The organism is Pseudomonas sp. B23(2017) (assembly GCF_002113725.1).
GTDB lineage: Bacteria > Pseudomonadota > Gammaproteobacteria > Pseudomonadales > Pseudomonadaceae > Aquipseudomonas > Aquipseudomonas putida_Z.
This window is the reverse complement of sequence record NZ_NEJM01000024.1, coordinates 15,889-28,883: the sequence shown is the minus strand read 5'-3', so window position 1 is coordinate 28,883 and position 12,995 is coordinate 15,889. Positions and strand designations below refer to the sequence as shown.

General features: G+C 64.1%; 10 protein-coding genes. All 10 read left to right on the top strand.

Annotation, left to right across the window (positions count from 1 at the left end; translation table 11 throughout):
- Positions 1 to 52 precede the first annotated feature (52 nt).
- The 10 genes from CAG46_RS26370 to CAG46_RS26315 all read left to right on the top strand — a co-directional run bounded on the left by CAG46_RS26370 (position 53) and on the right by CAG46_RS26315 (position 12,983).
- Positions 53 to 4,483, top strand: coding sequence for a dermonecrotic toxin domain-containing protein (locus CAG46_RS26370; protein ID WP_085619375.1), 4,431 nt, complete (start codon positions 53 to 55; stop codon positions 4,481 to 4,483).
- Positions 4,484 to 4,605: 122 nt separating this feature from the next.
- Positions 4,606 to 6,252 carry an acyl-CoA synthetase gene (locus CAG46_RS26365; protein ID WP_085619373.1) on the top strand — a complete coding sequence of 549 codons (1,647 nt, stop codon included), beginning with the start codon at positions 4,606 to 4,608 and terminating at the stop codon, positions 6,250 to 6,252.
- 13 nt (positions 6,253 to 6,265) lie between these two features.
- A complete protein-coding gene (locus CAG46_RS26360; protein WP_013971831.1) occupies positions 6,266 to 7,033 on the top strand; it encodes an SDR family NAD(P)-dependent oxidoreductase in 768 nt (255 codons plus the stop codon).
- A gap of 11 nt (positions 7,034 to 7,044) precedes the next feature.
- Entirely contained in the window at positions 7,045 to 8,238 is a 1,194-nt protein-coding gene (locus CAG46_RS26355) for an acetyl-CoA C-acyltransferase (protein ID WP_085619371.1), read from the top strand.
- 8 nt (positions 8,239 to 8,246) lie between these two features.
- Positions 8,247 to 9,374: an acyl-CoA dehydrogenase gene (locus tag CAG46_RS26350; protein ID WP_085619369.1), complete on the top strand. Its 1,128-nt coding sequence runs from the start codon at positions 8,247 to 8,249 to the stop codon at positions 9,372 to 9,374.
- 13 nt (positions 9,375 to 9,387) lie between these two features.
- Positions 9,388 to 10,161, top strand: a complete 774-nt coding sequence (locus tag CAG46_RS26345) for an enoyl-CoA hydratase (protein WP_013971834.1) — start codon at positions 9,388 to 9,390, stop codon at positions 10,159 to 10,161.
- A 956-nt stretch (positions 10,162 to 11,117) separates the two neighbouring features.
- Complete coding sequence (locus CAG46_RS26330; protein WP_003259022.1) at positions 11,118 to 11,522, top strand: TraR/DksA C4-type zinc finger protein; 405 nt, start codon at positions 11,118 to 11,120, stop codon at positions 11,520 to 11,522.
- 178 nt (positions 11,523 to 11,700) lie between these two features.
- The gene (locus CAG46_RS26325) at positions 11,701 to 11,895 is read left to right on the top strand and encodes a hypothetical protein (RefSeq protein WP_025338376.1); all 195 of its coding nucleotides are present in this window, start codon (positions 11,701 to 11,703) and stop codon (positions 11,893 to 11,895) included.
- A gap of 408 nt (positions 11,896 to 12,303) precedes the next feature.
- Positions 12,304 to 12,774 (top strand): hypothetical protein, encoded by a 471-nt coding sequence (locus tag CAG46_RS26320; protein ID WP_003259020.1) that lies wholly within the window; start codon positions 12,304 to 12,306, stop codon positions 12,772 to 12,774.
- Positions 12,771 to 12,983 (top strand): hypothetical protein, encoded by a 213-nt coding sequence (locus CAG46_RS26315; RefSeq protein WP_003259019.1) that lies wholly within the window; start codon positions 12,771 to 12,773, stop codon positions 12,981 to 12,983. The genes CAG46_RS26320 and CAG46_RS26315 overlap by 4 nt, the downstream gene beginning before the upstream one ends.
- The last annotated feature ends 12 nt before the right edge of the window (positions 12,984 to 12,995 follow it).

Genomic DNA, 12,995 nt, shown 5'->3' with positions numbered 1-12,995 from the left:
CCGGCAGGTTGCACACCATGCGTGGCTTTCGACAGCCATCCAGGGACCTGCCATGACCCGCGAACCACACGCACCACAGCCCGCCTCTGCGTCTTCCAGCCACTTGCACGACGGTTTCATCGGTGACCGGTTGCCTGCCTGGCTCAAACAGGCCACGCAAAGCCAGATACGCACCTTGCGCGAAAGCCTGGAAGCCCATCATGCCACCCAGGCCCGGTTGCGCGGGATCACCCTGGCGCTGCCGTCGCCGCAGCAGTTCGCCGAACGGCAATTCGCCAGTTTGTTGCGCGAGCCGCTGCCGGGCGACGTAGCGTTCTGGCAGTTGGAGTGGCTGGAGGTTTCCCATCGTTTCTCGTCCACGCCCGGCGCTGAGCCGCCATTTCCCACCTACGGGCAACGGCGTGAAAACGGCTTGCTCCGCCTGATGCGCAACTTTGCCGCCAGCAACGATTTCTACCTGGGAACCGGGTTGGTCGCGCCGGGGCAGGAACGGGTACTTTCGCGAGGCACCGATGAACTGGTCGAGGCGTGCCGCAAGCTCGATGCCGGGCGCCTGTACCAGCAGGAACTGGACCGCACATTCGATGCCACGGCACAACGCGTCCTCTGTGAAGACAAGCGCTCCGGGCTGCGCCTGGCCGTGCAGGTTGCCGCACTCAAAGGCGAGATTACCGAGCCGGTCAAGGAGGCATTGCACGCCTTGGTGGATGAACCCGCGGATCGGCGATCCGCCAGCCTCACGGGCCACCCGGGCCTGCTCGAAGCCCTCGGTTGCCAAGTGGCAGATGGTGTGTGGATTCAACTTCGCGACAGGCATGGGCAAACGCAGGGCGGCGTGCTCTACCTGCCCAGCGATCCGGTACAGGCGTTGCGGCACTTCGACAGCCACGCCTCGATCAATAGCGCGTTGGTGGCCGAGCTGCGCCATGAACCCTATCGCCAGGCGTTCAGCCAGTTGATCGGCCTGGATCAGCGTGCCGGGTTCATGCACAAGCTGCAGGCCCGCCTGAAGGATGATCAGCCGGACCTGGAACTCGATGGCAGTGTGCCACAGCATGACATTTTCCAGGCGCTGGCTGTACAGCAGACAAACCGGGTGAAGCAGGATGGTCGCTTGTTGCTGGTGCCGACCGCCGATGCCGATGAAACCGCATCGCGTGAGCGGCATGGGGCGTGGAAGGCCGCCGGCCTCGATGTGCTCAACCTCGCGGGCCTGTTCATTCCTGTGGTGGGCGGCTTGCTGCTCGGGCAACTGGTGGCCCATACCCTCTCGGAGGTTTTCGAGGGCACGCAGGACTGGTTGCGAGGCCATCAACACGAGGCGCTGGAGCACATGCTGGGCGTTGCCGAGATACTGGCGGGCACCGCCGCGACGGTGGCGGGCGTCACCTTCGTGCGCAGCGCGTTCGTCGCGGCGCTGGAGCCGGTAAGGCTCGCCAATGGGGCGGGGCGTTTGTGGTCCCGAGATCTGGCAGCCTTTGCCTCGACCCCTGAAACGATCACCTTGGGTGTGGACGGGGCCTATGCCGATGGCGAGCGCCGCTGGATGAAGGCCGACGGGGTCTTCTACGAAGTTCATCGGCCTGACCCCGATGGCCCCTGGCGTCTGCGCCACCCCGGTCGCGAAGAGGCGTACGACCCGGTCGTGCTGCACAATGGCGAACGCAGCTGGCGCCTGATGCACGATGAGCCGCAGCGTTGGCGCGACCCTGCGAAAATGCTCGATACCCTTTGGCCGCGCGATCAACCTTTCGATAACCAGCAGGCGCAGCGGATCTTGCGCATGGCCGGCATCGATGAGGACGAACTGCGCGGCCTGCTGGTGGAAAACCGGCGAACGCCTGCCACCTTGCGGGAAACCCTCAAGGCATTCGATGCCGATGCCCGGATCGACACGTTCTTCCGCAACCTGGAACGCGACACTGTCTCCGATCAGGACTTGCAGCTGCTGGCCTGGTGCGAGGCCCGACCGGGCAGTGTAAAGGGGCGTGCGGCAGTGCTGGCGGACCGGCCAAGGTCGAGCGACCTGCTGTTCGCACGGCTGACACGCCTGCCCGAATCGGCGGAGCCTTTGCTCAAGCCGCTGATGGCGCTGGGGCTGCCTGAGCCCTATGCGCGCGATCTGGCCGACGGAGCAAGTCACGACGCTCGTCAGCTGTTCGTCAGTGGTGGAAAGTTGCCGCAAAGCCTGGCCACCCAGGCCAGGTCGTTGTGCTCGCTGGCGAAGGTGAGCAGGGCGCTGGCAGGGTTTTATCTGCCGAGCGCATATAGCGACGAAACGGGCATGCTGGTGCTGGCATTGCTGAATGTCGAGGCCATTGATGCGTTCAGCCTGGCGTTGAGCAATGCTGCTGCGGATGCCGTGGCGTTGAAACGCATCGGTTCGGTTGGCGATGCGGCCGAGCAACGGGTGCTGGTGCGTGAGCAAGGGGTCTTTGCCCTGTATGACGGGCAGGGCCGAAAACTCGCGATGCAGCCACCTGCTTCGTCGTGCATCTTCCAGGCTGTGCTGGCCGCGCTCGAATCGCGCAACCTGCTGGGCCGTTTGGGCCTGGCCGAGAACGCCAATGCCGAGCGCCTGCGAGAGAAGCTAATGGCGCACCTGGGTACCCATGAGGAAATCGCCCGCATGCTGGGCTGGGCGTCGACGGAGCGCTGGTTCAATCCCGGGCAGCGCCTTGCCGATGGCCGCGTCGGGTACCTGCTCAGCGGGCGCGCGTCACTGCCCACCACACCCAGGGAACAACTGCGGGCCGGCCTGAGGCAGTTCTTCCCGGGGCTGGGCGATTCGCTGGAAACGCAAGTTGACCGCTGGCTGCTGCAGAATGTGTCGGTCGCCGATGCGCTCCTGGCGCTGCAGGACGATTTTGAGCAGTTGAACCGCGCACTCAATGGTTGGGTGTCGGCTGCGCTGAGTGACACTTTGCGGGCGCGACGCCAGCTGTTCGCCGAACGATTGCTGCGCGCCTGGCAGGCGCTTGGCGACCATGTGGTGGTGGACAGTGACGGCAAGCGCCAGGGGCTGCGCCTGGTGCTGAATGATCTGCCCACCGATTCGTTGCCGGTCATGCCTGCGCCTATCGATTTCTATCACGTCACCACCCTGGTACTGAGCGAGACGGCCATCGGGGTGGTGAACGAGGAGTTTCTGCGGGCATTCACCTACCTGCAGGAGCTGGACCTGAGCCACAACCAGCTGTTGCGCTGCCCGCGCGGGCTTGGCTACCTGACCAACCTGCGCCGGTTGCGCCTGGGGCATAACCGCATTCGCCTGGATGCCCATGCCATCGAAGCACTGAACGGGTTGCCGCTGCTCAGCCACCTCGACCTGAGCTACAACAGCCCGCTGGGGGTGTACGAAATGCGCTTCCATCACCTGCCTCATCTGATCGAGCTGAATTTGCGCCGCTGCGGGCTCAGCGAGTGGCCCAGAGGGCTCGAGCTGTGTGGCTTCCTGCAACGAGCCGACCTGCGAGACAATTTCCTGCGGGGTGTGCCTGACGGCGTGCTGGCCATGCCGCTGGAGTTTCGCCAGCGCATCCTGGTCGATGGCAACCGCCTGAGCATGGCCGATTACGGCAAGCTCCATGCCTTGGAGCCGCTGCTGGAGGAGCCGGAGGAAGAGATCGGCCGAGCCTGGTGGGTCGGTTCCGACTCCGCCAGCCATGGGCGTGGCGAGCTTTGGGACCGGCTGAGCACCCAAGACGAAAATGCCCGCCTGTTCGATCTGCTGGAGCTTCTGCAAGGCCTGGCGGACTACAGCTGGCCCAAGGCTTATCTGTTGCGCATGGGCTGGCAGTGCCTGTCGATGATGGAGACAGACGCCGAATTCGCTCGCCAGGTGCAACTGGCGGCAGCCGGTACGGTAAAGGATGACAATGGTGCCATCGAACTGTTCAGCCGACTGTTGCGTCTGCATGCCGAGCGCGACGCGGCAGGCGATGGTGCTCAGACCCATGGTCCGAAGTTGCTGGCGTTGGGGCGCGCCTTGCAGCGCCTGGACCGCCTTGACGAGTATGTCGAGGCCGAGCGGCAAAACCTCGAAGGCTTCGCTGAGCCTGCAGTACTGGCGACGTTGGCGATGCGCTACAGGGTGCGCTTGCGGACCAGGCTCAGGTTGCCTTTCCAGCCTGCCAGAATGCGCATCAGGGCGGCAGCCGTCGGGTTGAGCGAGCATCGGCTGCAGGCGGCAGAGGCAGCCGTGGGAAGGGCGGACGTTCTCGATGATGTAGTGACCGACCTGTGCACGCGCGCGTTCTGGCAGCGCTTTGTGCAACAGCACTTTGCGCAGCCGTTCAACGACCTGGAGCAACTCGCCGGTGAGCAGCGGGCGGCACTGGCGGTACGGCGCGTTGAACTGGGTGAGGCACAGTATCTGAACCAGGCACAGGCACTGGATGCGCAGCTGCAGGCCGATCGGCTGGCGTTGCAACAGCAGCTGACCCGGCACTACGTGATCAGCCTGGAGCGCGCACCGGGCTGATGGCCACCGGCCAAACCGGTCATCCAGTTTGACAACTTAGGCCATTGCCGCGACGCCAGCGCGGCGCGAACATCGTCGGACCGATGGTTCAACTCCAAAAACAAGAAACCAGGAGTCCGACGATGCGCGATTACACCGAGGCCGCTCGTGCGTTCGACCATGGCCAGGCCGCTGCGGCGGCGCTGCATGGCAACCTCGAAGCCCTCAATGCCTGTGTCGAATGTTGCGACCGCCATGCCGGTGAGGGCAAGACCGCACTGGTTTGGGAAGACCGCGAGGGCAACAGCGAGCGGTTGAGCTTCGATCAGTTGCAAACACTGGCTGCCCGTTTCGCCAATGTGCTCCAAGCGCAAGGCGTTGGTGCGGGTGACCGGGTCGCCGGGCTGATGCCGCGCACCCCCGAACTGCTGGTCACCATCCTCGCCACCTGGCGCCTCGGGGCGGTGTACCAGCCACTGTTCACCGCGTTCGGCCCCAAGGCCATCGAACATCGCCTGGAGCAGTCCCACGCCCGCGTGGTCGTCACCGACAGCCACAACCGCGCCAAGCTGGACGATGTGCACGCCTGTCCGACCATCATCACCGTCAATGCCCGAAGTGGCGAACTGGACTTCCAGCAATGCCTGGACAATGCCGCAGACAAATGCGAGCCGGTCATGCGTTCGGGCAACGACCCGTTCCTGCTGATGTTCACCTCCGGCACCACCGGCCCGGCCAAACCGCTGGAAGTGCCGCTGCGTGCCATCGTCGCGTTCCAGGGCTACATGCGCGATGCCATCGACCTGCGCCCCGAGGACAACTTCTGGAACCTGGCCGACCCGGGCTGGGCCTATGGCCTGTATTACGCGGTCACCGGGCCGCTGTCGCTGGGCCATGCCACCACCTTCTACGATGGCCCGTTCAGTGTTGAAAGCTGCGCACGGGTGATCGACAAGCTGGGCATCACCAACCTGGCCGGCTCGCCCACCGCGTACCGCCTGCTGATTGCCGCCGGGGATGACTTCTCGGCACCGATCAAGGGCCGCCTGCGGGTGGTCAGCAGTGCCGGCGAACCGCTCAACCCGGAAGTGATCCGCTGGTTCGCCGACGAACTGGGCGTGACCATCCACGACCACTACGGGCAGACCGAACTGGGCATGGTGCTGTGCAACCACCATGGCCTGCAGCACCCGGTACACCTCGGCTCGGCCGGCTTTGCCATCCCCGGCCACCGCATCGTGGTGCTGGACGAGCAGGGCAACGAACTGCCCGCCGGCCAGCCGGGCATCCTCGCGGTCGACCGCGAGCAGTCGCCGCTGTGCTGGTTCGCGGGCTACCACGGCCTGCCGACCAAAGCCTTCGTCGGCAAGTACTACCTCAGCGGCGACACCGTCGAGCTGAACCAGGACGGCAGCATCAGCTTCGTCGGCCGCAGCGACGATGTGATCACCACCTCCGGCTACCGGGTCGGCCCGTTCGACGTGGAGAGTGCACTGATCGAGCACCCGGCGGTGATCGAAGCGGCGGTGATCGGCAAACCGGACCCGGAGCGCACCGAGCTGATCAAGGCCTTCGTGGTATTGGCCAGCGGTTACCAGGGCAGCGCCGAGCTTGAAGAGGCTTTGCGCCAGCACGTGCGCCAGCGCCTGTACGCCCATGCCTACCCAAGGGAAATCGAATTCGTCAGCGAGCTGCCCAAGACCCCGAGCGGCAAGCTGCAACGCTTCATCCTGCGCAACCAGGAAGTCGCCAAACAACAAGCGCAACAGGCCACCCCTGCCAGCGCCTGAAAGGAAACCGATCATGCAAATAGCCAACAAACACTTCATCGTCAGCGGCGCCGCCTCCGGGCTGGGTGCTGCCACCGCGCAGATGCTGGTCGAGGCCGGCGCCAAGGTCATGCTGGTCGACCTCAATGCCCAGGCCGTCGAAGCCAAGGCCCGCGAACTGGGCGAAAACGCCCGTTTCGCGGTGGCCGACATCAGCGACGAGCAGGCCGCCCAGGCGGCGGTCGATGCGGCCGTCAGCGCCTTTGGCAGCCTGCACGGGCTGGTCAACTGCGCCGGCATCGTCGGCGCCGAGAAAGTGCTGGGCAAGCAGGGCCCGCATGGCCTTGCCAGCTTTGCCAAGGTCATCAACGTCAACCTGATCGGCAGCTTCAACCTGCTGCGCCTGGCCGCCGCGGCCATGGCCGAAGGGGCTGCCGATGAGGGAGGCGAGCGCGGGGTGATCATCAACACCGCCTCCATCGCCGCCTATGACGGCCAGATCGGCCAGGCAGCCTACGCTGCTTCCAAGGGCGCCATCGCCAGCCTGACCCTGCCGACCGCCCGCGAACTGGCGCGCTTCGGCATCCGTGTGATGACCATCGCCCCGGGCATCTTCGAAACGCCGATGATGGCCGGCATGACCGAGGAAGTACGCGCCTCGCTGGCCGCCGGCGTGCCATTCCCACCGCGCCTGGGTCGCCCGCAGGAGTACGCCGCGCTGGCCCGCCACATCATCGAGAACAGCATGCTCAATGGCGAGGTGATCCGCCTCGACGGTGCACTGCGCATGGCTGCCAAGTAAGGAGAGCGAACATGACCCTCGCCAATGACCCGATCGTTATCGTCAGCGCCGTGCGCACGCCCATGGGCGGCCTGCAGGGCGACCTCAAGAGCCTGACCGCGCCGCAGCTGGGCAGCGCCGCCATCCGTGGTGCCGTCGAGCGCGCCGGCATCGATGCCACCAGTGTCGAGCAGGTGCTGTTCGGCTGCGTGCTGCCGGCAGGCCAGGGCCAGGCACCGGCGCGCCAGGCCGCGCTGGGCGCCGGGCTGGACAAGCACACCACCTGCACCACCCTGAACAAGATGTGCGGTTCGGGCATGCAGGCGGCGATCATGGCCCATGACCTGCTGCTGGCCGGCACCGCCGATGTGGTGGTGGCCGGTGGCATGGAAAGCATGACCAACGCACCGTACCTGCTGGACAAGGCCCGTGGCGGCTACCGCATGGGCCACGGCAGGATCATCGACCACATGTTCATGGACGGCCTGGAAGACGCCTACGACAAGGGCCGCCTGATGGGCACCTTTGCCGAAGACTGCGCCCAGGCCAATGCCTTCAGCCGCGAGGCCCAGGACCAGTTCGCCATCGCCTCGCTGACCCGCGCCCAGGACGCTATCAAGAGCGGTCGCTTTGCTGCCGAGATCGTGCCGGTCGAGGTCACCGAGGGCAAGGAGAAGCGCGTCATCAAGGACGACGAACAACCGCCCAAGGCGCGCCTGGACAAGATCCCGCAGCTCAAGCCGGCCTTCCGCGAAGGCGGCACGGTGACCGCCGCCAACTCCAGCTCGATTTCCGACGGCGCTGCGGCGCTGGTGCTGATGCGCCGCTCCGAAGCCGACAAGCGCGGGCTCAAGCCGCTGGCGGTGATCCACGGCCACGCCGCCTTTGCCGACGCCCCGGCACTGTTCCCGACCGCGCCGATCGGGGCCATCGACAAACTGATGAAACGCACTGGCTGGAACCTGGCCGAGGTCGACCTGTTCGAAATCAACGAGGCCTTCGCCGTGGTCACCCTGGCGGCCATGAAGCACCTCGACCTGCCGCACGACAAGGTCAATATCCATGGCGGCGCCTGCGCCCTTGGCCACCCGATCGGCGCTTCCGGCGCGCGCATCCTGGTGACCCTGCTGTCGGCCCTGCGCCAGAACAACCTGCGCCGTGGCGTGGCGGCCATCTGCATTGGCGGTGGCGAAGCCACGGCCATGGCTGTCGAATGCCTGTACTGAGGTGAACCATGCTGGTAACTGACGAGCAACAACAGATCGCCGACGCGGTACGCGCCTTTGCCCAGGAGCGCCTGAAGCCGTTTGCCGAGCAATGGGACAAGGAACACCGCTTCCCCAAGGAGGCCATCGAGGAGATGGCCGAGCTGGGCCTGTTCGGCATGCTGGTGCCGGAGCAGTGGGGCGGCAGCGACACCGGCTACGTGGCGTATGCCATGGCCCTGGAGGAAATCGCCGCCGGTGACGGCGCCTGCTCGACCATCATGAGCGTGCACAACTCGGTGGGCTGTGTGCCGATCCTGCGTTTTGGCAGCGAGCAGCAGAAGGAGCAGTTCCTCACCCCGTTGGCCAGCGGTGCGATGCTCGGCGCCTTCGCCCTGACCGAACCGCAGGCAGGCTCCGACGCCAGCAGCCTGAAGACCCGTGCACGTCTGGACGGCGACCACTACGTGCTCAATGGCAGCAAGCAGTTCATCACCTCCGGGCAGAACGCCGGGGTGGTGATCGTGTTCGCCGTGACCGATCCGGACGCCGGCAAGCGCGGCATCAGTGCCTTCATCGTGCCCACCGATTCGCCGGGCTACCAGGTGGCGCGGGTCGAGGACAAGCTCGGCCAGCACGCCTCCGATACCTGCCAGATCGTTTTCGATAATGTGCGTGTGCCGGTAGCCAACCGCCTGGGCGCCGAAGGCGAGGGCTACAAGATCGCCCTGGCCAACCTCGAAGGCGGCCGCATCGGCATCGCCTCGCAGGCGGTGGGCATGGCCCGCGCGGCGTTCGAAGTGGCGCGCGACTACGCCAACGAGCGGCAGAGCTTCGGCAAGGCGCTGATCGAGCACCAGGCGGTGGCCTTCCGCCTGGCCGACATGGCGACGAAGATTGCCGTGGCCCGGCAGATGGTGCTGCACGCCGCCGCGCTGCGCGATGCCGGGCGCCCGGCGCTGGTGGAAGCGTCGATGGCCAAGCTGTTTGCCTCGGAAATGGCCGAAAAGGTCTGTTCGGATGCCTTGCAGACCCTGGGCGGTTATGGCTATCTGAGTGACTTCCCGCTGGAGCGGATCTACCGCGACGTTCGGGTTTGCCAGATCTACGAAGGCAGCAGCGACATTCAGCGCATGGTCATTGCGCGCAATCTTTGAAGGAGCAGACTGCATGGCATTCGAAACCATCCTGTTGGACATCCACGGCAAGGTCGGCCTGATCACCCTCAACCGCCCGCAGGCGCTGAACGCGCTGAACGCGCAGATCGTCGGCGAGATCAACCAGGCCCTGGACCAGCTCGAGCGCGATCCGAACATCGGCTGCGTGGTGCTGACCGGTTCCGCCAAGGCCTTTGCCGCTGGCGCCGACATCAAGGAAATGGCCGAGCTGCAATACCCGCAAATCTACGTTGACGACCTGTTCAGCGATTCCGACCGCATTGCCAACCGGCGCAAGCCGATCATTGCCGCGGTGTCCGGTTTTGCCCTGGGCGGCGGCTGCGAGCTGGCGATGATGTGTGACTTCATCCTGGCGGCGGACAATGCCAGGTTCGGCCAGCCGGAAATCAACCTTGGCGTGCTGCCGGGCATGGGCGGCACCCAGCGCCTGACCCGTGCGGTGGGCAAGGCCAAGGCCATGGAACTGTGCCTGACCGGTCGCCTGATGGGGGCTGAGGAAGCTGAGCGTGCTGGCCTGGTGGCGCGTATCGTGCCGCAGGCGGAGCTGGTGGAAGAGGCGCTGAAGGTGGCCGCGACCATTGCCAGCAAGTCGATTCCGGTGAGCATGATGGTCAAGGAGAGCGTCAACCGTGCGTTCGAAGTCACCCTAAGCGAGGGTGTGCGCTTCGAGCGGCGGGTGTTCCATGCGGCGTTTGCTACCGAAGACCAGAAAGAGGGGATGGCTGCGTTCATTGCCAAGCGCGAGGCGCAGTTCAAGGACCGCTGATTGGAATCGGCGTTGCCGTTGCTTTTGCTTTTGTTTTTGCTTCTAAGCGCACGGTAGCTCAGGCGCCGCCGATTGCGACTTCAGGAGGCCGAGCGAAGGGACTGCGGAGGGAGGTGACGGGCATGGATGCCCGTCAAGCGCTGAGGCCCCATGGATGGGGCCTGCAGCGCGTACTCCCGGGAGCAGGCCCGTAGCGAGGGGACCCCGGAGCGCAGCGTAGGGGCCGGATGATAGGAGCCAGCGTTTTTTGGTTACTTTTTGTCGCGTTTGACAAAAAGTGACCCGCCGTAAGGGCGGAAAGGTGAATAAGCGCCACCTTCGAGAATGAATGTTGACCTTGTTGTTGATGCCCACGCTTGAAAGCGAAGAGCGAAGAGCGAAGAGCGAAGAGCGAAGAGCGAAGAGCGGAAAAGTACTGGTCTTGATCTCGCGCATAGTCCATTTACGATGGCGACGCATACTCACCTTTTCGCCCTTACGGCGAGTCACTTTTTGCCAAACGCGGCAAAAAGTAACCAAAAAACGCTGCGCTCCCATCATCCGGCCCCTCCGCTACGCTACGGGGTTCCCTCGCGCCGGTCTTGCTCCCGGGAGTACGCGCTGCAGGCCCCATCCATGGGGCCTCAGCGCTTGACGGGCATCCATGCCCGTCACCTCCCTCCGCAAGACCTCTGCTCGGCCTCCTGAAGTCGCGAAGATCAAGATCAAGATCAAGAGCAAGATCAAGATCAAGATCAAGAGCAAGAGCAGAGCCAGAGCAGAGGGCGCCGACTGGCGGAATGTGGGCACCGGAAGCAAATTCGCACCCAATTGCAGTTGCTCCACGCGACGCGGCGCCTTAGACTGCCGCCCCCTGTAAAAGAGTGCCGGTTGGCGCTTGAAGAATTCCGCTGCCGATGTCAAGGCGTCGGCGGCACCTGAATCGCCCAAATGCACATTTTTTCATAGAGAAATCGATGACCAAGGAACAGTTGCTGGCCATGTCGGCCGATGACTACATGAACGCTGACCAGCTGGCTTTCTTCGCTGGCCTGCTGCAGGCGATGAAAGTCGAAACCCATGAACGCATCGAGCTGAGCCGTGCCACCATCGAAGGCCTGGACACCCCGTCGGATCCTGCCGACGTGGCTTCGGTCGAAGAAGAGCGTAGCTGGCTGGTGAACGCCATCGACCGCGACCAGCGCCTGCTGCCGCAGCTGGAAATGGCCCTGGACCGTATTGCCGACGAAAGCTTCGGCTGGTGCGATGACAGCGGTGAACCAATCGGCCTGAAGCGTCTGCTGATCAGCCCGACCACCAAGTACTGCATCGAAGCCCAGGAGCGCCACGAGCAGCTCGACCGCCACCAGCGCCAGGTGTAACCCCGCGCGGTGTGCCAAGCCCCACGGAGCGATCCCTGGGGCTTTTTGCGTTTCTTTCCGGCAGCGGTTTTGTTGCCCCGTACGTAACACTGCTGTACCGGGATGCGCTGTTTCCGCGCCTTACGCAGGCGTATCATGGCTTTATCGTTAGGGTGCTAATTAAATTCCGGAGGGAATGATGAATAGCCGGGTCGATGTAGCCGTGATGATTGGTTCGGGGGTGCCCGCCACACTGCGTGCGCTGGGTAAACGCATCTGCTGGGTGGTACTGGTCAATGGCGAACGCCGTGGTACCGCATTCGCCACGCGAGAAGAAGCGCTGGAGTGCCAGGCGGCCTGGCAGCAGCAGTTGAAGAAGGGCCTGGCGGCTTGAGTGTAGTGAGTACTGCCGACGAGCGAACGGGTGTTGTTCAGGGCGTTCCCCTGTAAGAAATGTACTTTGCCTCTCGACGAATTTCGGTGTTTTCGTGCATATTCTTCCCCCAGTAATGCGCTGATGGATTGCAGGGCCCGTTCTCACGTGCGCTCTGGCATTGCCTGCCGCATCTTTTCTGGCGGTTTTGCTGTCAGACATTACGCTTCCCGAATCGGGAATATGCCGAAAGCCTGTATTTGAGGCCATATCTGGCAAGCCAGAGTAAAGATTCCTGCACGCTGCATCGCCAGCGTGCACAGACATTTCGCATATCGCTTCATTACTCTTTTCGCCTATCGATAAGAAATGGCCGTGCCTCACCGAGCTTGGGTGAGGGCGGGTTGTAACCGGTTGAGGATTACTTCATTGGCAGTCAGCACTCTTGATACCCATGCGTTGTTCGCCCTGGGCGACTTGCGCGGTAAATTGGCCCAGCTGTTTCAGGGCCGCTTTGTCTATGTCACCGAACAGAGTCCCGAAGGCCTGTACATGGCCGAAATCGACACCGAAAGTGCATTGGTCGTCGATGACAAGCAGCGGTTGGAACTGAAGGTCGGCGACCACTTTCGCGCCGCCGTACTGCCCAGCCGCGAAGGCGGCAAACTGGAAATGCGCTTTCGCGAAATCAAGCTGAACGTATATGGCGTGGGCGACTATGCCTTCGTCTCGGTGCCCGAAGGCGAGGGCATCGTGTTCCGTGAAGGCCACGGTGTGATGCTGGTGTTCGCCGCTCAGCAACAAGTACAGGAAGGCCTGGGCAAGTTGCTCAAGGCGGTGACCGGCAAGGTTGCCAAATGGCGCAAAGGTGAGCTGACCACCTTCAAGGCCAGTGAATGACCCACAGTGACGACGCGCCCGCCACGCGTGCCGAGTTCCATCGGCAGCACCAGGCGGATGCCGTGGCCGAGGCCGAGCGTTTGCTGGCCAGGCGCGAAGAGTTGCAGGGCGCCTGGTTGAACTGGGTGGCAGGGGAATTGTATCGCCTCGGCCCGCCGCCTTATGCGGCCATGGTCCGGCGCGAGTTGCAGCGCCTGGCCCAAGGGTGAGGCGGCAACCTT